Below are 24705 nucleotides of genomic sequence, written 5' to 3'. Positions count from 1 at the left end.
TTGGGAAAATTACCAATAATGCTGGGGAGGATTTGTATATTTTTAAAACTGCTAAATATTCTTATTTGCTATTTTTAATGGATAAAATAAGCTAAAACTTTAGATGATAATTTAAATATTATATTTGATTTAAAAAAATTAAATTAATCACGTTTTTTGTTGAATACATAAACCAAATAAATAATTATTCCCACAAAAACTGCTGCAATGGTAATTGTTTCCAGTATTGAAATTTGTTGGGATAAATAATTATAAAAATTACCAAATTGCCAGCCGACAAACCCAAGCATGAATACCCTGGCCAGGGTCCCTAAAAAGGTTATTATTAAAAATTTTTTCAAATCGTAGCGTATAAAACCGCAAAATGCATTCACAACGACGCTGGGTGTGATTGGAATAAATCTCAAAGCAAAAAGAAGAAATTCATCAGTATGGGATTTATCGAATCGCTTATCCAATTTTTCAACATCTTTCCAGGAAAGACCTAAATATTTTCCCCAACTGTCAACGAATGGTTTTCCTGCAAAATAAGTGATTCCATATGAAAATAAAGATCCAAGAGTCACTCCTATTGCTGCAGGAAGAGCAACCATTAAAAATAGCCGTTCTAATGATGCTAAGGTTAGGGTATGGTTGTTCATGAGAAAGAAACTTGAACTTAAAACTACCACACTAGAAGGTATGGGGGCCACCACTTCTTCAAGTATGCTGGCTAGGAATACTCCTAATGCCCCATACTCTATGATTATATTTCCTGCAAATGTAATAAGTTCAGATATCATGCTATCGTAAATAATTAATCATTTTCTTCCACAGGGCAGGTGTGAACACTAACGCTTTTTATGGGCTTTACTTCTTTAATTATGCATTTTTCTACTTCATGGGCTATTTTATGGGATTCCCATAGTATCATGTCACCATATAACTCAATATGCATCTCTGCTGAGGCATAAGGACCCATATAATTTATTTTTATATCATGCACTCCCTGGACATTATCTGTAGAAATTACTACTTCTCTTATTTTTTCTATAATGTCTTGTGATGGTATTTTTCCCATGATATTGTTAACACTATCTTTTCCAACTGAAAATGCTGTTTTTAAAACCATTAATGCAATGAATATTGCTACTAATGGGTCTAAAATGGGAAAACCCAAATGAGCACCAATTACTCCTGCTAAAATCGCAAAACAGGAATAAATATCTACTTTCTGATGATGGCCATCTGCAATTAAAGCAGGACTATTGATTTTTTCGCCAGTTTTTAAAAGATATCTGGTCATGACGATGTTAATTCCAATTCCAATTATGGCCATTAATGCTGCAGTTAAATCCGGTGCATTAAGCGTCTCTTTAATTACTATCTTCAGGTAAACGTCGGATAATATTTCATAAGCTACCACTAAAAGGAAAATCACGATTATTAGGCCTACTATGGGTTCCGCTCTCCCGTGACCATAATGATGGTCATCATCTGCGGGTTTCATTCCGATTTTAAATCCAATAAATGCTATAAATGATGTTATGACATCGGATAATGTGTGCGCTCCCTCTGCAACCAGAGCTGTACTTCCAGAATAGATGCCTACTATTAAATTGAATAATGTGAGCATTATATTTCCAAATATAGCTACAAAAGAGGCACGAGTTCCCATTTTTTTCCTTTCAAGGTCACTTTCCATTATTATCACTTTCATATGAGTAATTGTTCATATATTACCTTAAACATTATATCTAAAGTTATTTAAATTTTGGGGATGTATAAAAAAAAGTTCGCAATAGAATTATAGTGAATGTTAATTTTCTTTTAAAAATAAATAAAAAAAATTTTAATTTTAATTTAAACTCTTAAATAATGAGTCCACTAAGTGAATATATAAATATTGCCGGCCATGTACTGCTGGACTGCAGCTATACTCAAAGGCACGATTTTTGCTGGATTTTTGCTGGATTGTAACATAGCATCCATTACCTCCTGCACTGCTGTACCTCTACTATTGCCCTGGCTTTGATCATCTCTCATCCATTCAATGGAGCTTACATTTTCCATTACTTCTCCATTCACGGTCAATGGTCCGGCAGCATTAATTAGAGCATCCAACCCATCCGGATTTATGATTATGGTTACGTCTATTTTTTGGTTGGTATGATATTCTACAGTTTCTCGTGCTAATTGGGCTGCAGCTGCAGTATCATTTTCCCAGAATGTATCATGTAAAAGGAGCTTTTTTTCTCCTATACTCTGCAAATACTGAGGAACCGTAGCATTAGGATGATACATTCCTCCAGGATAAATAGATGTTTTATTAATTATTTTCCCATTATCCGTGGTAATTATAAATGCCATGTCAACTGCACCAATTCCTGGTCTTTTTTCACTGGGGTCAATACCTAATAAGAGAATCTTATGTTCCCCTATGACAAATGAAAAGAAAATAAAGCCAGAAAATAGGATTATAAGTAGTAATATTATTCCAAATATTTTTTTAGCCATTTTATGACCTTCATTTTTTTAATATGCTTTTTTTATTATATAATTTAGTAATCATGTTAAAAGTAATTATTCCCAAATTACCTCCTGTTTTCTCCGGATTTTGTAATTAAGGAAGAGGTGCATGTCTGAATTATTTTAGTTAATTCGGGTATAATGTTGATCTAGTGTGAAAAAATGTATTTATTTAGTCAATCCATTAATATAATATCAAAAATATCATAAAAGGATATTATTTATTGGGTGATTGTGGGGATTAAACAAATAACACATCAATTTCCACTAAAAATTTTAATGCAGGCGGATTTAATTTATGACTTATAAAGACCTTAAAAAAGATCTTTTAATAGTGGGAATTTTAGTATCATTTCTAACACCATTTGTCAGATCCTCCATTAATCTGGCACTACCAGCCATAGCAAATGAATTTAACTCTTCCGCTGTATTTTTAACTGGAATAACAACAGTCTATCTACTTATCAATGCCATACTTTATATTCCATTTGGTAGAATTGGGGATATCTATGGGAGAAAGCGTATCTTCCAATATGGGCTATTTATTTTCACTATAAGTTCATTTATATCCGCATTTTCTATTTCAGAAGAAATGTTCATGGTTACTCGAATTTTTCAAGCAATAGGTAATGCAATGATATTCGCCAATTTAAATGCCATGATATCCTCCGCATTTCCCGCAAGTGAGAGAGGAAGAGCATTTGGATTAACCGCAATGGGTGTTTTTGTAGGATTAGTAGTTGGACCAATACTTGGAGGGGCTATAACTGGAATTATAGGCTGGCGAACCTTATTTTATTTAGATACTGTAATAGGGATAGCTGCAACTTTTGCTATCACTCGGTTTAAACACGACTGGATAGATGCCGAAGGAGAAAAACTAGACATATTGGGATCATTTCTCTTAGGCGTTTCAATTATATCCATAATTTATGGGTTTTCAAACTTTACTAGTAAATACAGTCTATTTCTGGTAATCGGAGGCATAATCTCGCTTTCGATATTCTATTTAGTGGAAAAAAGAGTTGATTTTCCTTTGATTAATTTAGATTTATTTAACAGTAGAAATTTTACTTTTGGAAACATCACAGCATTCATAAACTATGGGGCATTTGTATCGGTAGGTTTTATTATAAGCCTCTATTTACAATACTTAAAAGGTTACGACCCCCTTACTGCAGGCTTAATAGTTTCTATCCAATCTATTGCCATGATAATCATATCTCCCTTCGCAGGAAGATTATCGGATAGAATTAACCCTGAAAACGTATCAACTGCAGGAATGGTTTTAACAACCATTGGAGTAGCCATCATGACTCTAATTAATTTTGAAAACGCTCTATACGTGGGCGGATTATCCCTGATTATTTTTGGGGCAGGTATTGGTTTATTTTATTCTTCAAATACCAAAGTAGTTCTCAGTTCTGTAGATAAACAGTATTTTGGAATTGCAAGCGCTACATTAAGTAATGTGAGGTCCATGGGACAGATATTTGCCATGGGCATAGTGATGTTGATTATTTCCACACTTTTGGGGAATGCGCAAATTTCGCCTTTAAATTATCCAGAGCTAATTATAAGTCTTAGAACTTCACTGATTGCCATTGCAATTTTAAGTGCAATTGGAATTTTTACATCGGTATTTAAAGATTAAATATTCTGATTTATTATGCTCATTTTAAAAGAATTTATTATCAGAAAAAAATAATATATTCGTTAAACGTCAATATAACGAACACTGGGCAAGGATAAACTAAAATAATAATACTTAATTAACAGTTAGGTAATATTATTATAAAGTATTATTGTCTGGTGTATTAGTATGAACTTTGATGGAAAAGATCAACAAAGAATTGATTTTTGGGTTTTTAATAAAGACCTGGAAGAATCAACTTTAAAAACATATCTAAATTGTTTGAAAAAATATTGTAAAACAGTTGGAAAGTCTCCAAATGAATTAATTGAAGAAGCTGATGCTGAAAACGATCAAGGAATAAGATCCAGGGATAGAAAAATAAATCATTATTTGTTAAAATTTAAAAAACAACTAAAATCAGAGGGTAAGGCCAGGGCCACAATCCATCTATATATCCACGCTGTAAAATCATTTTATGATGCATTGGATGTCGAAACTCCTAAAATTAAAACTCCCCAAGGAGACATAACTCAAGAAAAGAATTATGGCAAGTTGATTAGTTTAAATGAAATAAAAACATTAGTAAATGTTGCAGCTCCAAGGGAAAAGGCGTTAATATACCTCATGGCCCTATCGGGGATGGCCCAAGCAGAAGCTAGAAACTTAACCATAAAAAAATTCATGGATGCTGTGGGTGAATCTCTAAACAGAGAAATAGAATCTATGAAAGATTTATTTGAGGTAGAACATTCATTAGATCAAGAAATTTTAACATTACATATTGTGCGTAAAAAAGTAAATCATAGATACATTACTTTTATCCCACCTGAAGCGACCATTCAAATCATTTACTACCTTAAAGAGAGAATGTATGGTAGAAATCAAAACATCAGAATAACGGATATTAATTCTCCCATATTCGTAAAAATCAATGGCGAACCCATTGATAGGGATATAATTGTAACTAATTTTAGAAGAATAGGTTTAGAAGCAGGATTCAAGAAAGAAGAGGGAGCATATAGTTTTTGGAGAGCCCATGGGCTGCGAAAGTATTTTATCTCAACAATAATGAACAAATTAGGAGACAAAGTATTAGCAGATTACTTAGTAGGCCATAAACTATCGGGTAATGATAGGGCTTATTGGTATCCTGATGAAGAAGACTTAAAAAAAAGATATCTTAAAGCATTACCTTATCTTTCTATAGATAACGCAAAAGTTCTAGAAATTAAAACTGAAGATTACGTCCGTATTGAGCGTGTTGAGCGTGATCAGAATAAACTCAAGAAAAAAATGTCAAGAACTCAAATGATTGTTGATGTAATTGAAAAGAATCCTAAAATCCTGGCAAAACTAGAAGAGGAATTTTATAAATCTTAATTTTTTCATTTCATATAAATTATTTTTCAGCTGCTCTCTATCTCAATCTAGAATATACTAACTCAACAATATGATCCTCATGAATCCTTTTATTAGAATAATCTTGGAGGTTTAAGATTGAGGACCTATGAAACAAAAATTAAAGCCTGTACAGAAGAGTTTATTTATTATGATAAGAAGTTAAGGCAGAGATCATATAAATTTGATAAATATATTATAGTTTTAGAAGAAAATGCTCCCTTTGTCAAAGGTGATGACATAAAAATCATCAATGCAGATGACTTCAATAAATTGGGCAATATTGTCCGGCAGCTGCAGGAAGATAAGAATGACCTGAAAAAGCAGGTCGAAGATCTTCAAACAATCATTCAATACCATAATAAAGCTGAAAATGATTCTAGTTTTATGGATAAGATTAAAAGTTTCTGGAGGGCTATGGCATGAAATTATGCTATTCACAAGTGGCCGAATATACTTTAAAATCAAAAGTAAAGGTCAAAAATGGTTATCAAAAATCAGAAATAACAAAAAACATGGTCCCATTAGATTGGAGCCATCCATTTGCCAAAGAGGAAAAAGTGGCCGTTATAGGTAGGGATGAATTAGAGTTACTCCGAACTAGTTTAAAACAACTAAAAGAAGATAAAGAAAGTTTAAGGAAACAATTGGGCATTGTCAGTGATCAGTTACACATAATTAAAAAAGAAAATAAGTCTTTTTGGAAATAGTTTGGGATATAATTGTTTATAGAGTCATTTAATCAATTATTTTTGGGAGATATATGAAAATCTGTTTTTAGATGTAATTTAACTTATTCATATTGTTTAAACCACTTCTAGATTTACAAATAATAAAATAATAAATTATTAAGGTTTATCATTCAATAATAAAGTTTAATGTAATATTAGATATATAATCACTATCAATTAAGCATATTTAATTTATTTTTAACGAATCAAATTAACTTAGGATGAACGATAAAATGGCGAAAAATGGGGCGAATTTGGGGTTTGAACAGAAGCTATGGCAATCAGCAGACAAACTAAGAAACAACATGGATGCAGCAGAATACAAACACGTTGTACTTGGATTAATCTTCTTAAAATACATATCTGATGCTTTTTTAGAATTGCATAAAAAGCTAGATGCTGATGAATACTCCGATCCCGAAGATAAAGATGAATATCTTGCATTAAATGTTTTTTATGTGCCATCTGAAGCTAGGTGGGACTACTTACAGGACCATGCGAAACAACCAAACATTGGTAAACTTATTGATGACGCCATGGATTCAATCGAAAAAGACAACCCCTACTTAAAAGGAGTTCTACCTAAAGACTATGCAAGAGAAGCACTGGACAAAAAAAGCTTAGGTGGAATAATAGATTTAATAGGAACTATTACACTTGGAGATAAAGAAAGCAAATCTAAGGATACACTGGGCAGAGTATATGAATATTTCTTAGGTCAATTTGCAAGTGCTGAAGGTAAAAAAGGTGGACAATTCTATACACCAAGATCCATTGTTAAGATATTGGTAGAAATGATCGAACCTTACTCTGGTAGAATATACGACCCTTGTTGTGGATCTGGAGGAATGTTTGTACAAAGTGAAAAATTCGTAGAAGCACATGAAGGTAAACTTGGTGACATAGCCATATATGGGCAAGAATCCAACCAAACAACATGGAGACTATGCAAAATCAACCTAGCCATACGTGGAATAGACTCCAACATACAATGGGGAGACAGCTTCACCGAAGATAAACACAGAGACCTAAAAGTAGATTATATTTTAGCCAATCCGCCATTTAATTCTAAAGATTGGAAAGGAGAATTATTAGAAGACGATGTGAGATGGAAATATGGTTTACCTCCTAAAAGGAATGCTAACTTTGCCTGGGTACAACATTTCATCCATCACCTATCCCCTACTGGAATAGCAGGTTTTGTTTTAGCCAATGGGTCCATGTCTGCAGGAGGACAAGAAGGAAAAATTAGAGAACAAATAATCAAAGCAGATCTTGTAGACTGTATGGTGGCATTACCATCACAATTATTCTACAATACCGGGATACCTGCATGCTTATGGTTCTTAAGCAGAGACAAAACCAATAATAAATTCCGCAATCGCCAAGAGGAGATCCTGTTTATAGATGCTCGTAAAATGGGTTACATGGAGGATCGTAAACACCGTGTACTTAATGATGAGGATGTGCAACAGATTGCACAAATATATCATAGCTGGAGAGGAGAAGATGGAGTTTATGAGGACATTAAAGGTTTTTGTAAATCAGTCCACTTAGAAGATATTAAAAAACATGATTTCATTCTCACACCGGGCCGTTACGTGGGATTTGCCGAGGAAGAAGAGGATCTTGAAGAGTTCGAGGAGAAGATGAAAAGATTGACCTTAAAATTGGCCATGCAGTTTGAAGAGTCTAATAAAGTAGAAGACAATATTAAGGCCAATTTGAGGGGGTTGGGTTATGAATTCTAATCTTGAAGAAATCAAACAAAAAGTTAAAAATGCAATTAATCAATTGCGAAAAAATGATGCTTATTTACTTGAAAATGATTCCAGTGAAGAAAGTATTTCCTCAACCTTACATTGTTATTTAAAAAAACAATTTGACAATTTTGATGTTGATTGTGAGTATAATCGGAGACAAAATGGTAATTCAAAACTTTTGAATGTTTCTAGAGATACTAATAATGATGAGTCTCATGTTATTCCAGACATAATCATACATTCCAGAAATTCATCTGATAGTAATTTTCTTATTATTGAAGTGAAAAAATCAAATAATTCAAATGAAGAAATATTTTATGATGAAGAAAAACTTAAAGAATTCACTTCAACTAATATTAAAAATAATCCATCTACATATTTTGGATATTCTTATGGTTTAGCTATAATATTCAAATCCGAAAGAGAAAGTAGGTTAGATGATCCTATATTTAAATGGTTTATCAATGGGAAAATGGTTGAGGTTGAGAATCAATGAATCCACAATTCAAAGAAACAGAGGCAGGATTAATTCCTGAAGAATGGCAATTGAGATCTATTGGGGAAGTAGCATTAATAAATAGGTCTAATTTAAAAAAAAACTCTGAATTAGAATTCATAGAATATATTGACATAGCTTCTGTTGATAAAGGCATAGTAACTGATAAACAAAATTTAAAACTTAAAGAAGCCCCCAGTAGGGCTAAACGAATCGTTAAAGATAATGATATTTTGATTTCAACAGTACGGCCAAATTTAAAACACTATGCTTTCATAAAGAATGCAAATACAAATACAATAGCATCAACGGGTTTTGCAGTTATTTCAGCTAAAAAAATTAATCCTAATTTTCTTTATTATTATTTAACTACAGATAGATACACAAATTATTTATCAGCTATTGCTGATTCCCATACATCTGCTTATCCCTCTTTTAATCCAGATATTATTGAAAAATCGTTTGTCCCTTTCCCTTCTAAAGAAGAACAGAATTCAATTGCTAAAATATTATCCGATTTAGATAAAAAAATCGAAATCAACCAAAAAATGAACCAAACCCTAGAAGAAATCGGCCAGGCCATTTTCAAGCACTGGTTTGTCCATTTTGAATTTCCCAATGAACAAGGAAAACCTTACAAGTCAAGTGGCTGTGAAATGGTTGATTCTGAGTTAGGCGCGATACCAAAAGGATGGGAAATCGGATGTATCAATGATATTATTGGAAATCCAATTTCGGGCGATTGGGGTAAAGAAATAAAAGAAGAAAATTTCTCTAAAGAAACATATTGTATTAGGGGAGCAGATATACCAAATTTATCTATTGGTAATCAATCTAAAGCTCCAGTTAGATTTATTAAACCGGAAAAATATCAAAAATGTCATTTAAAACCAATGGATATCATTTTAGAAATATCTGGAGGTAGTCCTACTCAATCGACTGGTCGATCTGTATTAATCAATGAGGATATATTAAATCTTTATGAAAACAAAATGATTTGTTCTAACTTCTGTAAGATTATAAGAACTAAAAGAGAGGAATATTCTGCGTATTTATATTTATTAATCAATTATTTGTATTTTAAGGATTTTTTCTTCCAGTTTGAAAACGGTACAACAGGAATAAAAAATTTAGATTTCAAATCATTATTCAAATATCATAATATTTTAATCCCTACAAATGATGTTTTAAATGATTTTAATCAACAAATATTCTATTTACAAAAAGTTATCCATAATAATGGTAGTCAATCAAAAATTTTATCCCAAATCAGAGATTCTTTATTGCCTAAACTTATATCTGGAAAGATAAGAGTGAAAATTCCAGAGGAGGCCATTTAATGAGTCGTATTAATGAGGATATGGTGGAGCAGGAGGCTTTGGATATTTTAATGGAGTTAGGCTATGAGATTTTGCATGGTCCTGATATTTCTCCTGATGGTCATAGTCCTATGAGGGAACTTTATAGTGATGTGATCTTGACTGAGAGATTGAGAGATGCTATTTATCGTTTGAATCCTGATGTTCCACATATTGCTAAGGAAGATGCTGTTAAAAAAGTTTTAAGAACTGAGAGTCCAGATTTACTTACTAATAACTTACATTTCCATAAGTTAGTTACTGATGGTGTAACCGTAGAGTATCGTAAAGATGATAAGATTGTGCATGATAAAGTATGGCTTTTTGATTTTAAAAACCCAGATAATAATGAATTTGTAGCAATTAACCAGTTCACAGTCATTGAAAATGATAATAACCGTAGACCTGATATTATTCTTTTTGTAAATGGATTGCCATTAGTTGTTATTGAGCTTAAAAGCCCTGTTAATAAGAAAGCTACACTAGAAAATGCATATAATCAACTTAAGACTTATCAATCAGAAATTCCTTCTTTATTTCATTTTAACGAAATTTTAATGATTAGTGAGGGTATTGAGGCACGTGCCGGTACTTTAACCAGTGATTTTCAACGATTCATGCCATGGAAAACCATAGCAGGAGAAAAAGACTCTTTAATCTCAATGGTAGAAATGGAAGTACTAATAAGAGGTATGTTCAATAAAAAAGTCTTAATTGATCTTATACGTCATTTTATTGTTTATGATGATAGTGAAGTGAGTATAAAGAAAAAAATTGCTGCTTATCATCAATATCATGCGGTTAATAAGGCCGTGGAAGCTACTATGGAAGCAGCCAGACCTGAAGGTGACAGAAGATGTGGTGTAATCTGGCACACACAAGGCTCAGGAAAAAGTTTGATTATGGCTTTTTATGCAGGTAAATTAGTTTTAGAGATGGATAATCCCACATTAGTTGTTTTAACTGATCGTAATGATTTGGATGATCAGTTATTTGGGACATTCACGTCATCACAAAATATTCTACGACAAGAACCAGTACAAGCAGAAAACCGTGCACACCTAAAAGAATTATTGCATGTAGCTAGTGGTGGAATCGTTTTTACTACCATTCAGAAATTCTTACCTGAAAAAGGTGCGGATTATCCTACACTATCTGAGAGACGAAATATTGTAGTAATAGCAGATGAAGCACATCGTTCACAATATGATTTTATTGATGGATTTGCACGTCACATGCGCGATGCATTGCCTAATGCATCATTTATTGGATTTACAGGAACACCACTTGAACGGGGCGATAAAAATACCGTAGCCGTATTTGGAAACTATATTGACATATACGACATTGAACAAGCAGTAGAAGATGGGGCTACAGTCCGTATTTACTATGAAAACCGTCTAGTGAAATTGGATCTTAAAGAAGAAGAAAAGGTACATATAGATCCTCAATTTGATTTCGTTACAGAAGGTCAAGAGACAGAGAGCCAGGAAAAGCTTAAAAGCAAATGGGCCCGAATGGAAGCCATAGTTGGCAGCCAAACACGTATTAAAAAAGTAGCCAAAGATTTAGTGGCTCATTTTGAAGCTAGAACTACAGAACAAGATGGTAAAGGTATGATAGTCTGTATGAGTCGACGAATATGTATCGAACTCTATAATGAAATCATTAAAATAAGACCTGAATGGCATAATGAAGATGACAAATTTGGATTTTTAAAAGTAGTCATGACTGGAAGTGCCACTGATCCATTAGACTGGCAACCACACATACGTAACAAACCACGAAGAAGACACTTAGGAGATGTATTTAGAGATCCAAATTCACCCATCAAACTAGTAATCGTTAGGGATATGTGGCTTACCGGTTTTGATGTTCCTAGCTTACACACCATGTATATTGATAAGCCCATGAAGGGACATGGATTAATGCAAACAATAGCTCGAGTTAACCGTGTTTATAAAGAAAAACAAGGTGGCCTCATTGTTGATTATCTGGGTATTGCTACCCAACTTAAAGAGGCCCTATCTCAGTATACTGAAGGTGGTGGGCGTGGTGAAATTAAATTTGATCAAGAAAAAGCTGTTGCATTGATGATGGAAAAATATGAAATAGTTACAGGATTATTTCATGGATTTGATTATCAAGGATTCCGAAAAGCCAATACAAAGGAAATACTAAAATTCATGCGTGATGGATCTGAATTTGTTATGGCTCAAGAAGATGGTAAAAAACGTTGCCTAAAATATGTTAATGAACTATCCAAAGCATTTGCCCTAGCAGTACCACACCCTGATGCTATGGCCATAAGAGATGATTTATCATTCTTCAAAGCAGTGCGCAATTATATTGTAAAAATCACTTCACCAACTGAAACACAAGTGGAAGATGTAGATGCAGCTATACAACAAATATTATCCTCTGCATTAGTTTCCGATGAAGTACTTGACTTATTCCAATTAGCTGGTCTTAAAAAACCAGATATATCAATCTTATCAGATGAGTTCCTAATGGAAGTCAAAGACATGGAACATAAGAATACGGCTGCCGAATTATTAAGGCGCCTTTTAAATGATGAAATAAAAACTATCTCTCGGAAAAACGTTATCGAGGCCAGATCATTTACAGATATGTTAGAAAAAACCATTAAGAAATACCATAACCGGAACATCGAAGCTGTAGCGGTTATTGAAGAACTCATTGAATTAGCAAAAACAATGCGCGAAGCACAAAAAAGAGGCGAAAACTTAGGATTAACAGAATACGAACTAGCATTTTACGATGCATTAGGAGTCAATGATAGCGCAGTTAAAGTCTTAGGAGATGCAATACTACGAGAAATAGCAATGGAACTAGTCAAAGCTATCAAAAGCAATATAACTATTGATTGGACTTTAAGAGAAAGTGTTCAAGCACAAATGAGAGTATCAATTAAAAAGATTCTTAGAAAATATGGATACCCTCCAAACAAAGAAAAACTAGCAGTTCAAACTGTACTTGAACAAGCGAACCGTGTATGTGAAGAATGGGCTGAAATTAATTCATAATTATATATTGGAGTAATATAATGGATGATCAAGAGAAATGGGATTTATTTAATGAAGCTATTAATCTTTTTAATCAGCAAGAATATGAAAAAAGTTTAGATATATTTGAAAAAGCTCTTAAAATAGATCCATCATTTGAAAATGCTATTGCTTACAAAGCATTTGTATTTATCGAGCTTAAATCAGAAAAAGAGTCATTAATTTACTTGATGAACAAATTAATAAACATAATGATTATAAATTACTTTATTATGTTAAAGCCTCAATATTACATGAATTAGAAGATTATATGGGATCTAACAATTACTATGATTTGGCTGTGAATAATGGTTTAGAAGAGGAATTCACATGGAATTCCAAAGCATTCAACTATTTGAACTTGGAAGATTATAGAAATGCAACATTATTTTTTAAAAAACATTTGAAAGAAAATCCTGTTGATGCTGATTCATGGTTTAGATTAGGTTACTGTCTCCCGTTTTTAAAATGAATTTGATGAAGCTATAAAATGTCAAAATAAAGCCATAGAACTTGATCCTAATTTTGAATTAGCTTATTTCTGTAAAGGCGCAGCATATAGGGGATTAGGCCAATATGAAAAAGCATTAGAATGCTTTGAAAAAGTATATTCTCTCAATCCTGATGATGAAAGTTCTATTTTAAATATTAAAAGATGTTTAAAATCTTTAGGGAGATATGAAGAATCTAGAGAATATGAAAAACTTCTTATAAATTCATCATCCTCTGTTATTCTTTTGGAAGCTCAACTTGAGGAAAAATTAATTAATGATCCATCAATTCTGCTTGATTTTGGTTATGATGTGGAAAAAATTAACCGGCAACATGTTATTAAAGACAGTGATGGTAAAACAAGATTTTTAGATTTAATTTTCCAAGATAAAAATGGTAAAACAATTGTTATTGAGTTGAAGAATGTTAAGGCAACTACTAATACTTATAAACAAATTAATAATTATTTGAAATCATTAAAAAATTATAATATTATTAGTAATGGGATTGTCATTGCAAGAGGGTATGAACCAGATTTTTATGAATTGATCAATGAAAGAGAAGATATTGATTTTATTGATTTAGAGGATTTAGGATTTGAATAAAGTTTAGAGGGTATGTCATGACAAATATGTGGATGGTTAGGGCTGGTGAAAGTGGATTTTTAATAGATCGTTTTGAAAATGAAAATATAGTAGTTATCGGGTGGGAAATAGGAGATTTGACTAATATAAATGATAAAGAAGAGCTTAAAAATCTTATAAAAGATAAATTTCCAGATAAAACTGAAAAGCAGATAATATCTATTTTAAGTGTCATTGGAAGATTTAGATTTGATTTTAATATGGGTGATAAAGTTGTCTCCTATAATCCACAAGAAAGAACCTATTTAGTTGGAGAAATAACTTCAGATTATATATTTGATCCTAATTTTTATCCTGAAAATCCTTTAGAATATTGTGATGTAAGAAAAGTTAAGTGGTTAGGTAAAGTCAAAAGGGATGATTTACTCACTTCTACAAAAAATACACTAGGGTCGGTCATAGCTTTATTTAAAATTTATGATGAACCGGCTAATGATTTATTAAGAGCATTAGATGGAAAAAAAGTTGAAGATGACGTTGAATTAGGATCTGAAGATGAATCTATTGAAATTTTAAAAGATGATATGCTATCTAAATCCCATGAATTTGTGAAAGATAAAATTGTAAAGCTTGATTGGGATGAAATGCAAGATTTAGTGGCGGGTCTTTTAAGAGCAATGGGCTATAAAACTCGAGTCTCTCCTAAAGGTGCGGATATGGGAAAAGATATACTTGCATCACCCGATGGTTTAGGTCTTGAAGATCCTCGTATTGTAGTAGAAGTGAAGCATCAGAAAGGTAAAATGGGTGCAGATAAAATTAGAAGTTTTACCGGTGGTTTAAGAAGTGGTTCAAGAGGATTATATGTTTCCACAGGTGGTTTCTCACAGGAAGCTAAATATGAAGCGGAAAGATCAGAAATACCTATCACTCTAATGGATTTAGATATGTTAGTAAGGTTCATTGTCCAATACTATGATCAGTTCGATAATGATGCCCGTAGTTTAATTCCTTTAACCAAAATATACTGGCCAATCTAATTACCTAGGGGTATACAAAATTTCATTTCTATCATTTTATAAATCATCTTTTACTTCACGTTCTATTAAATTTATCAATGATTTTCTTCTGCTTTGAAATCCTTTCTCTTTTGCATGTTGATCAAAATCATTTAATAATGATGTTGGAATGTTAAAACTTATTCTTGTGTATTTTATATCTTTGTTTTCCATGGTTTCACTTTTTATTTTATTATTTAACTTTTATGACTAATACTTTTTTTATTATTATACTTAACTATTTCATATGATCTGCATCATATTTTTTTAAAAAAGTATAGTAGGAAATCACTCATATGATATATATGATATGGCATATGTTTGCTAATCCCAACTATAATTCATACGATTATACGCATATGACCATATGATTGAGATTTAAAACTTCATAAAATTATTTAAATTAAAAAAATAAGCCTTAAAATTCTTTTTAATAAAATTAAATAGTTAAAAATGAGTAAGATTAGATTTATATGATATATGGCCTATGATGTATGATCCTGTTTAGGGGGTACCTTCGTGGAATCATATGATGATATGGGTATGTTATCCCAAATGGATTTATCTTTTAATATTTCTTCGAATTCATATTTGGTCATTCCACAGTTTTTGGCATGGAATTCGATGGTATCTAAGGAAGTATATTCATTTATTTCCATAGGATCACAATTATAAACACTTATTATTCTTTTTATTGCATTAATTGATTCAGATAATTGTTGATTTTTGTTAGATTCCTTGTTATTGTCACTATTTTCAATGGGTTCTCCTTTCATGGATTCCCATTCTTGTAGTTTTTCTTCTAGATAGCTTTCTTCGGCTATTATTTGGTATTTTATTTTTTGTTTTTGATTTTTGAGTTCTTCAATTCTTATTTTGCTATCTTTAATTTCATTTTGCAGCCGAGTGGTTTCACTAGTTATGACTCTGGCCATATAGTTAATACAATCTCCATAAGTGTATTTGCTGTTTTTAATAATTTCTTTGGATTTGACATTGCATGTTGCGGAGACCTGTATTTTTTTCATTTTTATTCCTCATCTTCTGATTCATCGGTTAAAGGTTTATCATAAACAGCCCAGTCAACAACTTCTTTCCAGGCCTTCAGGGCCTTGGTAAATTCTTTATTATCATTTTTTTTATCCATTTATTTAACCCACCTATGATTTATGTTAGAAAAATTAACTCATGATTATGCTATTTTTCTAAACATTAGTATTACAAAGTAATAATAACTTAGTAATATATTTTTCTAATTTATTAATACATGTAATTGCAATAAATTCTCAGCTAAATCACTTATTTTGACTTGATAATGAGTGATTGTGGCCACATCAGAGATAATTAGTTCTATGGATACTCTATTAAGAGTGCCCTGGTGCCAGGTTTAAAGATTTTAGGAGTAACTATTATTTTACCCCCACACTAAGGCACAGAGTATATAATTATTTGGTTTATTTCGTCATATATCGCATTTAACAAAGTGGTGACTGCGCCTTCGGCTTACCCTACGCTACGCTAGGGTTCGTTAAACGCACCATATATAACAAAATAATCCGTACCTTAGTGTGGGGGTAAGCGAGGACGACGTTTTTGCTCCTAAAGACGCCTTCGGCGTATTTTATTTTGATATCGCAAAAAGTCGACCTCACTGCAGGTGAAGTTTTTAAAAAATAATCATGCCATTATGTAGTATTTCCATCTCAAATAGCACAAAATAGGTTCATGGCCATTTTCTCAACAATTCAGGTGAAGTTGAAAATACATGGTCATACTCTTTTATTGTTCTGGATGGAATCATAATGTTTATAAATAATTTTTATTGTATTAATAAGAGTGGAAAACTATAATAACATAATAATTTTATATCAATTAGTATGAATATTGATGAAATTTTTAATAAAATCACAGAAGGGAAGAGTGTCATAATGTTTAAGAAAGATGTTAAGACATTAATTCCGGAAATAAGTGCGCGATGGACAACTATATATCTTGCAGAACCCGTACCGCCCAAGTTAAGGCTGGTTGAAATTTTATCCAAATTGGGGGCTGGAAAGAAAGAAACTATGAAACGATTCACCATAGAAGAACTTAAGGATAAAATAGAATCAGAAACAAAAAACAAGAAGGTTATCATTGCTTTTAATCATTTTGAAAAAATGACCAAGACTGGCAGCCAGGCCTTTGAATTTTTAATAGACCTTCCTAGTATAATATTGGTCTGCTCTTATCAAAACCACTTCCGAGATCATGCTTATACACTTTTCACACGAATGGAAAGCTTTAAAGATGAAAAAGACGAAGAAGTGGATATTAAATTAGCGGTTTTTGCAGTAATCACATTTTTGTGTATTTTTTCTTATCTAAAATTAGCATTCTCCTTTGCAGGAACCATGGCCTTTGGAGTATTAGCAGCTACCTGGTTTGGACTAATGATCTTTAGAACTTTTTTATTTTTCTGCAAGTGATTAAAATGAGATTTTACACTCATATAGTTGGTTCATTATTAATTGCACTATTATTAAGTGTCTGTTTGTCATTTAAACCAACTTCTTTATATTTGTTTATTGCAGCTGCAGCTGCACCGGCCCTGGACCTATTGGATTTCATGATTGGAAAAGGCCATAGAAGACATACACATAATATCTTTGTTTTAATTGGATCTGGCCTACTGGTCCTGGTGAACTTTCATTTGGGTATTGCAATTTTTGCAGCTGTTTTATCTCATTTGATTCTAGATCTTTTCAGTGTCCATGGTTGTCCTCTTTTTTATCCATTGAAAGAGAAAAAATTCGTTTCCATGCAGAGAAAAAATAGAATAAAAACCGGATCAAAAAGGGAAAAAGCAATATTTGCATTCCTCTTGGTAATAGTGGTCGGTGGCATTTTGGGCAATTATCAGGTATTCACCTCTTTAGATGAAAAGGCCAACAATATTGCGAGTAGTTCTAGTAATAACCTATCAAATAATAGTGGCAATAATCAAGCAAATGTGAAGACTATTACAAATGTTAATATCCAGGCCGATAAAATCGATGGTCAAAAGAATATCACTGTAAAAAGTAGTGGAAACAAAACAAATATTTTGATTAAAGAGGTAGAATAATTTTTTTTTTAATTGGGGTGAAAAATCAGCGATACAGTCATTGTTTTGCAGTAATATAAACTTGTATAGATTATATATTAACTTTCATGTTTTTATTAAATTCAGGATTTAATAAAGTAAAGATAATTTCTTTTAACTTAGTTTTTTGTTTTGAGAGTTTTTGTTTTGTTTTTGAACTTTTTTTCTTTGTTTTTTGTTATTTTGTGGTGTTTTTTTCTTTTTTTGTTGTTAGCGTTCGCTAGGTGGTGTTTTTGTTTTGTATGGTTTTTAGTTGTAGGAGGTTGTAGCTGAAGCAGGTGAAGATGTTTTTGGTGTGTGTTCTGAGTGTTGTGGTTACTTTTACGTGGCCGGAGTGGAATATGTTTTTGATGACGGCGTATGGTCGTTCTCCTGGTGCTCTTTTTCGTGTTATTCTTTTGTTTCGTAGTTTTTCTCGGATGTTTAATGGGTGGCCTCGTGTTGCGCGATTCATTGTGGCGTTATAGCCTTTGCATTTGCCTCCGAAGTATCCTCTATCTCTGTAATTTACTTCTCCAGGTTTGGTTAAGTCTATTTGGCTGTCGTGCAGTGATGCGGGTGAAGTTTCTATTTCTCTTATTAATTGGTGGTCAATATCCATTTTAGTGTGTAATTTGTAGCCGAAATAGGATTTTTTGTTTTTTGTGGTCCATTCGCCGTCTTTGCTTCTTCTTGTTTTTGCAGTGGGTTCGCGTGGTTCATCTGCTTTTTTATGCCCGGGGTCGGATGTTATGAATGTTGCGTCTTGTATAACACCTTCTTTAACCTTTAAGCCTTTGGAATCAATTTGTCTTTGTAGTTCTTCCCATATTTTTTCGTCTTTGCCTGTGTCGATTAATCGTTCTCTGAATGCCCAGACTGTGGAACGGTCTGGGATTCTTTCAGGGAATCCTAAAAACTTGTGGAATGAAATACGATCATTAGCTTGTCTTTCAAGCTCAGGATCTGACAAGCCGTACCATGATTGCAAAACTAACATCTTCATCATAACTATTTCATCAATATTAGGCCTACCACCCTTTTCTGTGTGATTATCATACATTTCACGTATTATTGGCCTGAACACATCCCAATCTATAAGCGGATCAATCTCAGCCAACTTATCACTCAACTCCTCCACACGAGCGTACTGCTTATTCATGAAATATTTTTCAAAAGACTTCATAATACTCTTATAACCATAATAACATGTAAACATACCGTAATAAACAATTAAACCCACAAAAATGCCCAAAAAATAAACCCAAAGATTAAAAAATAAATAAATCAAAAAGGTTTATAGAAATTCTCTAAAATTTATGATAAAGATTAATACCATACTGAGTGATTATTTAGTACTTCTAAAAAGAAATGATATTCGGTGGATATAAAGACTGAACTTAGCTGAAATAAAACCGTATGCTTTTGAAGATTGTAGATTATCAAAATCATAAGAACAAATATATGTCAATTATATCAACAAATCAATCGATTTTTTTAAATCCAAGTTAGATTTTTTTTCTTGAAATTCTGAGTTGATTATGAAAAATTTAATAGAAAAATTAAGTTTCTTTTGTATTTAGTATGTACATTTAAAGAAATAATATAAATATAACAATTTATACATATACAATTAATTACTAAAAAAAAGGGGGATAATTAAATATGGAATTAAATACTTATTTTAGAGATTTTTTGTCAGAAATCAGATTGACACAAAATCAAATAACTAATTTAAAAACAGGCCATGAAAATTTACGGGATAGATTAAATAAAGACGAAATTTCAGAAATTATTATTGGTACTTTTTTACAAGGAAGTTATAGGCGTTCAACAGCAGTTAGACCAAAAAGTGGTGATCAGTCTGATGTTGATATTATTGTTGTTACAAATTTAAATAAGGATGAAATTACCCCTAATAATGCTCTTAAAAAATTTAAACCATTCCTTGATAAGAATTATGCGGATAAATATGAATTCAAGGGACGTTCAATTGGAATAAGTATGAGTAATGTTGAGTTAGATGTAGTTGTAACGGCTATAACTGAAAAAAGTGATGAAAACATATTTCAAAAAATTGTAGCTTTATCCGATTTGAGTATTGAAGAGGCTGAAAAAGGAATCGATTCACAAGGCATAACTCCATTTTCTCAATCAGCCCAAAAATTTAAAAACTTCTTCACTGAACTAGAAGAGTCTTATTCGGATGAAGAAATGTTATATCTTCCAGATAGGGAAGCTAAAGCGTGGAAACCAACAAATCCGATAGAACAGATAAGATGGACAACTGAAAAAAATGAAAAAACAAATAAACATTATATAAATGTAGTTAAATCTTTAAAATGGTGGAAAAAATTGAATTACCCAGGGGAATCTCCAAAAAGTTATCCTTTAGAACATTTTATTGGTGATTGTTGTCCTGATGACATAAGTTCTGTGGCAGATGGCATTACTTTAACTTTAGAAAAAATTGTCTCCAGCCATCCGAATAAACCATTTCTTCAGGATAGAGGTGTTCCTACGCAGGATGTATTTGAAAAAATAACTTCAAAGCAATATGATGCATTTTATTCCCAAGTATCTGATGCTGCAGATATTGCGCGAGAGGCATTTGATTCAGAAGATAAACATGAAAGTATTGCAAAATGGAAAGAACTTTTTGGAAGTAAATTTCCAGATCCTCCTAAAAATAGAAATAATAATGATAATAATGGGGGCTTTTCAAAACGTACTGAAAAAACATCTGATGTTCCTGGGGGTAGATTTGCATAATGGAAAATAAAAAGTTTTGTGAAAATCTAAAAAAAGGCAGGAGAGCATTAGATGGTGAAAAAGGGATAACTATCCTTAACGATTGGAAATATGATTCCAACTTAAAAAAATGGTTTATTAAAATAAAGATTACATCGAATAGTGAAGGAGTAATTCCTGATGATTCAAATTGGTATGTTGTCGTAGATGAGGATTATCCAAATGGAGTTGTGAAAATTTTTCCTGACGCTTTAAGCGGCTTTAAGGATACACTCCAACATCAATCTAATAATGGGGAATTAGAATGCAATGAATTATGGAGAAAAGGATCATTATGTTTGGAATCACATGTACATGGATTAGGACGATATGATTTTAACCCAGAACCGTTAGACTCAGATGAACGTTTATTATGGAATGTTAAAAGAGCAATAGAATGGATTATACTAGCTAATGAGAATAAATTAATATCAAATGGAGATAATTTTGAGTTTCCCCAGTTTAATTTAATTTCCGATTCCACGCATTTAACATTTTCTGAAGATATAACTTCATATAAAGTGTGGCAGAAAATTGGAGATTCTTTTGGATTCCTTAAATTAAATGCATATAAAACAGATCCCTTTATTTATTTTATTAAAGAATTTCAGACTCCCACTTTTGAAACAATTAATGAAGTTAGATGGGGCAAATATTTATCTCAGGATTTTGATATTGAGAAGACTATTATTTGGATTATGCTTAAAGAAACCCCAGTTCTTAACACATGGCAGGCACCTAATACATTAGGTGAACTTATTGATGTTTGTGAGGACCAAGGCATTGATATAATAACCATTATTAACCATTTTTCTCATTTCATAAGAAATGAGGCTCCCCATTTTATTAGTTTAGGGTTTCCTATTCCTAAGATTATTGGTGGAACTAATTCAATAGTCCATTGGCAAGCTGTTAAATTACCTAGTCTTTCTAATGGCTCAATAAAAGGATTTAGGTCTCATGAGAATTCATACCAACTAATTGATAAAATTAAATTAAATCGGGACAAAAAAATAACATGGCTAAAATCTCAAAATTGGAATATGGAAGAGATTAATGCTCGCGGTAAATTTATTCATGAATTAAGCTCAATGAAAACTTTAATTATCGGGTGTGGAGCTATTGGTTCTTCAATTGCCGAATTATTGGTAAGGGCTGGAGTAAATAATATAACTGTAATGGACAATGATAAACTTGAAATAGGAAATCTTTCTAGACATATTTTAGGATTGAACCAAATTGGAAACTTTAAATCAAAAGAAACTGCTAATAATTTAAATGAAACCAACCCACATGCTAATGTCAAGTATAGTGAGAATTTTAAGTTTTCTAAAGACTGTATCGACAAAATAGAAAAATATAATTTAATTGTTGATTGTACAGGTGAAGATATGGTATTGAATGAACTTGAAAAGTATGAATTTTCTGAAGAAAAAATTTTTGTTTCAATTTCGATTGGTTTTGCAGCGGGAAGATTATATTTATTTTTGCAAAAGAGTATCCAATGCAAATCAAATTGCTTCTTTGAAGCAATTAATCCTTGGTTAAAAAAAGAATTTAAAGACTTTTCAGATCATGATTTACCTAGAGATGGCACGGGATGTTGGAGCCCTACGTTTCCTGCAAGATATGATGATATTTTATTAGCAGCTAGTACTTCGGTTAAAGTTATTGAAAATTTCATTATAAATAAAAAAACAGAGCTGGTTTCTATTTATGAGCAGTATTTCGATGACCATATTTTTGTTGGATATAAAAATGTAAGTGATTCTAATGAGCTCGATTAAATTTAAAAGTAACGACAATAAGTTTATACTTGAGATTCGTGAAGATACACTATCCAATTTCATCGATGAGTGTAAAACTAATCCCAATAATGAAACTGGTGGAATATTAGTTGGTTATTATTCAAATGACAATACTACTGCTTTTATTCAGAGTATAACTGGCCCACCAATTGATTCGGAAATAGGTAAAACAACATTTAAAAGAGGAATAGATGGATTGATTGAAATATTAGATGAAAAATGGAAATCTGGTTATTATTATATTGGTGAATGGCATTTCCACCCAAATTCATCCCCTCAACCAAGCACAATAGATGATGAGCAAATGGAAACATTTTCATATTGTAAAACATTAAAATGTCCTGAGCCTATTTTATTTATAATTGGAATGAACTCAGATCAGTGGGAATTTAGTGTTAATGTTTATAAAAAAGGCAATAGAATTCCTTTAGATAAACAATCATAATTTATAAATAAAAATTATTGGATATAATATAAAGATTGATTTAATGGAGAAATAAAATGCATCCTTTTTCAACAGATTCAAAAGAAAGATTTTGGATACCATTTGCTATTATAATAATCAGTATTTTTTTAGCATTAGCATCAAAATTTTTATGGGAACAATCAGGATTAAATGAAATATTAGGTAGCTATTACTTAATTATAAGTATTTTTGTTGATTTTTCAGTTTTATTATATTATGAACTTATTCATTTTTTGTTCAATCATTCTTTATGGAAATTTTCATGGATGCCATTTGTAAAAATTCCGGACATGAATGGAATCTGGAAAGGAACATTGTATTCTTCTTTTACTGAAGATGGATCTAAGGAGAAAACAAAAGTTGATGCAACTATGGAAATTACTCAAACTTGGCAAGATATTGTAATTCGGCTTAAAACAGATTCATCGATCTCTGAAACAGTAACTGCGGCTTTCTTTACAAAAAATCAAAATGCAATTAAATTAACTTATCAATTTGAAAGTAAACCTAAACCCCATTCAGGTTATGAATTACATGATCATAAAGGAACGGGATGGATTACGTTATCCCACGACAAAAAAACATTTGAGGGGGATTATTATAATGGTAGAGATAGAGGAAATTTTGGTAGTTTAAAATTTACTAAGACATCAAAATGGCCCAAAACATAAATAAATTTTTTTAAATTTTTAATAGAATAATACAATAAGTTCTAATTCACACCTATAAAATAAAACGAGAATTATAGTAAGATTAGGAGAAATATAGGACGGCAATAACAGTATGGCAGACTAACTTTTTTTTAGATTTTCATCTTACACCTCTATTATTGATTAAATCTATGGATTTAATCAAAGTAAAATATTATAATAATACTAATTAATAATAAAGTATTTATAATTTATTAACTAATACACATTATTAGGTGATTTTTTTGAGTACTTCTAAAACTAAAATAATGCCCAGTGGAATAAAACAAGAATATGAACTTTTAGCTGAAATAAAACAACATGATTTTGAAGCTTGCAGGTTGCCCAAATCATTAAAACAAACCCCAGATATTTTAGCAGGAGATGGGGAATCTATTTTTGTTATAAAGGCCATAGTATCAAATAATACTGAAATTGCTACCACAAAAGAAGAAATAGTTACACTTAGACGATTTGCCTGGAAATTCAAAGGGGAAGCATGGATTGCAATAAAAATCTTAAATCAAACCAAATGGATCTTTATAAAACCACAGCACTTTAATCTAAAAGAAATGGGTGATATTTTTTCAGTGGACTATGGGGACATTGTATTGAAAGGTATTAGTTTAAGAGAATTGATATCTCAAGAGTTACAGAAAAGATTGATATAATTATTTTAATTTGGTCTATTTTATAAAAATTTTTTTATTTTTATTTTTATTTTTATTTTTCAGAGGCTCTCTTGGAAAAAATAATATTA

25 protein-coding genes and 1 pseudogene are annotated in these 24705 nt (G+C 31.6%); 20 read left to right on the top strand and 6 right to left on the bottom strand.

Annotation, left to right across the window (positions count from 1 at the left end; all coding sequences use genetic code 11):
• Positions 1-143: 143 nt before the first annotated feature.
• The 3 genes from MXE27_RS00940 to MXE27_RS00930 all read right to left on the bottom strand — a co-directional run bounded on the left by MXE27_RS00940 (position 144) and on the right by MXE27_RS00930 (position 2496).
• Complete coding sequence (locus tag MXE27_RS00940) at positions 144-782, bottom strand: DedA family protein (RefSeq protein ID WP_248610510.1); 639 nt, start codon at positions 780-782, stop codon at positions 144-146.
• A 14-nt stretch (positions 783-796) separates the two neighbouring features.
• Entirely contained in the window at positions 797-1684 is an 888-nt protein-coding gene (locus MXE27_RS00935) for a cation diffusion facilitator family transporter (RefSeq protein ID WP_248610509.1), read from the bottom strand.
• A 182-nt stretch (positions 1685-1866) separates the two neighbouring features.
• Positions 1867-2496 carry a DUF4012 domain-containing protein gene (locus MXE27_RS00930; protein WP_248610508.1) on the bottom strand — a complete coding sequence of 210 codons (630 nt, stop codon included), beginning with the start codon at positions 2494-2496 and terminating at the stop codon, positions 1867-1869.
• Positions 2497-2806: 310 nt separating this feature from the next.
• Between MXE27_RS00930 and MXE27_RS00925 the strand changes: the two genes are divergently transcribed.
• From MXE27_RS00925 to MXE27_RS00870, 13 genes and pseudogenes are all read left to right on the top strand, one after another.
• Positions 2807-4162, top strand: coding sequence for an MFS transporter (locus MXE27_RS00925; RefSeq protein ID WP_248610507.1), 1356 nt, complete (start codon positions 2807-2809; stop codon positions 4160-4162).
• 168 nt (positions 4163-4330) lie between these two features.
• Positions 4331-5524, top strand: coding sequence for a tyrosine-type recombinase/integrase (locus tag MXE27_RS00920; RefSeq protein ID WP_248610506.1), 1194 nt, complete (start codon positions 4331-4333; stop codon positions 5522-5524).
• A 117-nt stretch (positions 5525-5641) separates the two neighbouring features.
• The gene (locus MXE27_RS00915; protein ID WP_248610505.1) at positions 5642-5968 is read left to right on the top strand and encodes a hypothetical protein; all 327 of its coding nucleotides are present in this window, start codon (positions 5642-5644) and stop codon (positions 5966-5968) included.
• Entirely contained in the window at positions 5965-6252 is a 288-nt protein-coding gene (locus MXE27_RS00910; RefSeq protein ID WP_248610504.1) for a hypothetical protein, read from the top strand. The genes MXE27_RS00915 and MXE27_RS00910 overlap by 4 nt, the downstream gene beginning before the upstream one ends.
• Before the next feature lie 254 nt (positions 6253-6506).
• The gene (locus MXE27_RS00905) at positions 6507-8024 is read left to right on the top strand and encodes a class I SAM-dependent DNA methyltransferase (RefSeq protein WP_248610503.1); all 1518 of its coding nucleotides are present in this window, start codon (positions 6507-6509) and stop codon (positions 8022-8024) included.
• Complete coding sequence (locus MXE27_RS00900; RefSeq protein ID WP_248610502.1) at positions 8014-8532, top strand: hypothetical protein; 519 nt, start codon at positions 8014-8016, stop codon at positions 8530-8532. Before MXE27_RS00905 ends, MXE27_RS00900 begins: the two co-directional genes overlap by 11 nt.
• Positions 8529-9872, top strand: a complete 1344-nt coding sequence (locus tag MXE27_RS00895; protein WP_248610501.1) for a restriction endonuclease subunit S — start codon at positions 8529-8531, stop codon at positions 9870-9872. The genes MXE27_RS00900 and MXE27_RS00895 overlap by 4 nt, the downstream gene beginning before the upstream one ends.
• Complete coding sequence (locus MXE27_RS00890) at positions 9872-12937, top strand: type I restriction endonuclease subunit R (RefSeq protein ID WP_248610500.1); 3066 nt, start codon at positions 9872-9874, stop codon at positions 12935-12937. Before MXE27_RS00895 ends, MXE27_RS00890 begins: the two co-directional genes overlap by 1 nt.
• A gap of 20 nt (positions 12938-12957) precedes the next feature.
• Positions 12958-13218 carry a tetratricopeptide repeat protein gene (locus MXE27_RS00885; RefSeq protein WP_248610499.1) on the top strand — a complete coding sequence of 87 codons (261 nt, stop codon included), beginning with the start codon at positions 12958-12960 and terminating at the stop codon, positions 13216-13218.
• Positions 13219-13226: 8 nt separating this feature from the next.
• A complete protein-coding gene (locus MXE27_RS00880; protein ID WP_248610498.1) occupies positions 13227-13427 on the top strand; it encodes a hypothetical protein in 201 nt (66 codons plus the stop codon).
• A pseudogene (locus tag MXE27_RS12010) lies at positions 13426-13572 on the top strand (tetratricopeptide repeat protein); the annotation flags it as partial. The gene MXE27_RS00880 and the pseudogene MXE27_RS12010, both read left to right, overlap by 2 nt.
• A gap of 120 nt (positions 13573-13692) precedes the next feature.
• Positions 13693-14052, top strand: coding sequence for an endonuclease NucS domain-containing protein (locus tag MXE27_RS00875; protein WP_248610497.1), 360 nt, complete (start codon positions 13693-13695; stop codon positions 14050-14052).
• A gap of 17 nt (positions 14053-14069) precedes the next feature.
• The gene (locus MXE27_RS00870; RefSeq protein ID WP_248610496.1) at positions 14070-15071 is read left to right on the top strand and encodes a restriction endonuclease; all 1002 of its coding nucleotides are present in this window, start codon (positions 14070-14072) and stop codon (positions 15069-15071) included.
• A 36-nt stretch (positions 15072-15107) separates the two neighbouring features.
• Here MXE27_RS00870 and MXE27_RS00865 read toward each other — a convergent pair whose 3' ends face one another.
• Positions 15108-15263: a ribbon-helix-helix domain-containing protein gene (locus tag MXE27_RS00865; RefSeq protein ID WP_248610495.1), complete on the bottom strand. Its 156-nt coding sequence runs from the start codon at positions 15261-15263 to the stop codon at positions 15108-15110.
• 311 nt (positions 15264-15574) lie between these two features.
• On the bottom strand, positions 15575-16117 hold the full coding sequence (locus tag MXE27_RS00860; protein ID WP_248610494.1) for a hypothetical protein: 543 nt from the start codon (positions 16115-16117) through the stop codon (positions 15575-15577).
• A gap of 849 nt (positions 16118-16966) precedes the next feature.
• Between MXE27_RS00860 and MXE27_RS00855 the strand changes: the two genes are divergently transcribed.
• Entirely contained in the window at positions 16967-17557 is a 591-nt protein-coding gene (locus tag MXE27_RS00855; protein WP_248610493.1) for a hypothetical protein, read from the top strand.
• Between the two features lie 5 nt (positions 17558-17562).
• The gene (locus MXE27_RS00850) at positions 17563-18195 is read left to right on the top strand and encodes a metal-dependent hydrolase (RefSeq protein WP_248610492.1); all 633 of its coding nucleotides are present in this window, start codon (positions 17563-17565) and stop codon (positions 18193-18195) included.
• Positions 18196-18433: 238 nt separating this feature from the next.
• Here the strand turns inward: MXE27_RS00850 and MXE27_RS00845 are convergent, their stop codons facing one another.
• Entirely contained in the window at positions 18434-19378 is a 945-nt protein-coding gene (locus MXE27_RS00845; protein ID WP_248610597.1) for an IS5 family transposase, read from the bottom strand.
• A gap of 479 nt (positions 19379-19857) precedes the next feature.
• On the opposite strand from MXE27_RS00845, the gene MXE27_RS00840 reads away from it, so the two are divergent.
• The 5 genes from MXE27_RS00840 to hjc all read left to right on the top strand — a co-directional run bounded on the left by MXE27_RS00840 (position 19858) and on the right by hjc (position 24616).
• Positions 19858-20964, top strand: coding sequence for an SMODS domain-containing nucleotidyltransferase (locus tag MXE27_RS00840; protein WP_282730276.1), 1107 nt, complete (start codon positions 19858-19860; stop codon positions 20962-20964).
• Positions 20964-22769 (top strand): ThiF family adenylyltransferase, encoded by a 1806-nt coding sequence (locus MXE27_RS00835; RefSeq protein WP_248610490.1) that lies wholly within the window; start codon positions 20964-20966, stop codon positions 22767-22769. The genes MXE27_RS00840 and MXE27_RS00835 overlap by 1 nt, the downstream gene beginning before the upstream one ends.
• Positions 22756-23235 carry a Mov34/MPN/PAD-1 family protein gene (locus MXE27_RS00830; RefSeq protein WP_248610489.1) on the top strand — a complete coding sequence of 160 codons (480 nt, stop codon included), beginning with the start codon at positions 22756-22758 and terminating at the stop codon, positions 23233-23235. Before MXE27_RS00835 ends, MXE27_RS00830 begins: the two co-directional genes overlap by 14 nt.
• 56 nt (positions 23236-23291) lie before the next feature.
• Positions 23292-23927: a Cap15 family cyclic dinucleotide receptor domain-containing protein gene (locus MXE27_RS00825; protein WP_248610488.1), complete on the top strand. Its 636-nt coding sequence runs from the start codon at positions 23292-23294 to the stop codon at positions 23925-23927.
• 263 nt (positions 23928-24190) lie between these two features.
• Positions 24191-24616 carry a Holliday junction resolvase Hjc gene (gene hjc / locus MXE27_RS00820; RefSeq protein ID WP_248610487.1) on the top strand — a complete coding sequence of 142 codons (426 nt, stop codon included), beginning with the start codon at positions 24191-24193 and terminating at the stop codon, positions 24614-24616.
• Positions 24617-24705: the final 89 nt, after the last annotated feature.

Origin of the sequence: Methanobacterium alcaliphilum, from assembly GCF_023227715.1 — an archaeon.
Classification (GTDB): domain Archaea; phylum Methanobacteriota; class Methanobacteria; order Methanobacteriales; family Methanobacteriaceae; genus Methanobacterium_E; species Methanobacterium_E alcaliphilum.
This window is presented reverse-complemented; position numbering and strand designations above follow the sequence as displayed.

Coding starts and splice junctions, on each gene's coding strand:
- MXE27_RS00940 (WP_248610510.1), bottom strand. CDS start 782: ATGATATCTGAACTTATTACATTTGCAGGAAATATAATCATAGAGTAT.
- MXE27_RS00935 (WP_248610509.1), bottom strand. CDS start 1,684: ATGGAAAGTGACCTTGAAAGGAAAAAAATGGGAACTCGTGCCTCTTTT.
- MXE27_RS00930 (WP_248610508.1), bottom strand. CDS start 2,496: ATGGCTAAAAAAATATTTGGAATAATATTACTACTTATAATCCTATTT.
- MXE27_RS00925 (WP_248610507.1), top strand. CDS start 2,807: ATGACTTATAAAGACCTTAAAAAAGATCTTTTAATAGTGGGAATTTTA.
- MXE27_RS00920 (WP_248610506.1), top strand. CDS start 4,331: ATGAACTTTGATGGAAAAGATCAACAAAGAATTGATTTTTGGGTTTTT.
- MXE27_RS00910 (WP_248610504.1), top strand. CDS start 5,965: ATGAAATTATGCTATTCACAAGTGGCCGAATATACTTTAAAATCAAAA.
- MXE27_RS00905 (WP_248610503.1), top strand. CDS start 6,507: ATGGCGAAAAATGGGGCGAATTTGGGGTTTGAACAGAAGCTATGGCAA.
- MXE27_RS00900 (WP_248610502.1), top strand. CDS start 8,014: ATGAATTCTAATCTTGAAGAAATCAAACAAAAAGTTAAAAATGCAATT.
- MXE27_RS00895 (WP_248610501.1), top strand. CDS start 8,529: ATGAATCCACAATTCAAAGAAACAGAGGCAGGATTAATTCCTGAAGAA.
- MXE27_RS00890 (WP_248610500.1), top strand. CDS start 9,872: ATGAGTCGTATTAATGAGGATATGGTGGAGCAGGAGGCTTTGGATATT.
- MXE27_RS00885 (WP_248610499.1), top strand. CDS start 12,958: ATGGATGATCAAGAGAAATGGGATTTATTTAATGAAGCTATTAATCTT.
- MXE27_RS00880 (WP_248610498.1), top strand. CDS start 13,227: ATGGGATCTAACAATTACTATGATTTGGCTGTGAATAATGGTTTAGAA.
- MXE27_RS00870 (WP_248610496.1), top strand. CDS start 14,070: ATGACAAATATGTGGATGGTTAGGGCTGGTGAAAGTGGATTTTTAATA.
- MXE27_RS00865 (WP_248610495.1), bottom strand. CDS start 15,263: ATGGAAAACAAAGATATAAAATACACAAGAATAAGTTTTAACATTCCA.
- MXE27_RS00860 (WP_248610494.1), bottom strand. CDS start 16,117: ATGAAAAAAATACAGGTCTCCGCAACATGCAATGTCAAATCCAAAGAA.
- MXE27_RS00855 (WP_248610493.1), top strand. CDS start 16,967: ATGAATATTGATGAAATTTTTAATAAAATCACAGAAGGGAAGAGTGTC.
- MXE27_RS00850 (WP_248610492.1), top strand. CDS start 17,563: ATGAGATTTTACACTCATATAGTTGGTTCATTATTAATTGCACTATTA.
- MXE27_RS00845 (WP_248610597.1), bottom strand. CDS start 19,378: ATGAAGTCTTTTGAAAAATATTTCATGAATAAGCAGTACGCTCGTGTG.
- MXE27_RS00840 (WP_282730276.1), top strand. CDS start 19,858: ATGGAATTAAATACTTATTTTAGAGATTTTTTGTCAGAAATCAGATTG.
- MXE27_RS00835 (WP_248610490.1), top strand. CDS start 20,964: ATGGAAAATAAAAAGTTTTGTGAAAATCTAAAAAAAGGCAGGAGAGCA.
- MXE27_RS00830 (WP_248610489.1), top strand. CDS start 22,756: ATGAGCTCGATTAAATTTAAAAGTAACGACAATAAGTTTATACTTGAG.
- MXE27_RS00825 (WP_248610488.1), top strand. CDS start 23,292: ATGCATCCTTTTTCAACAGATTCAAAAGAAAGATTTTGGATACCATTT.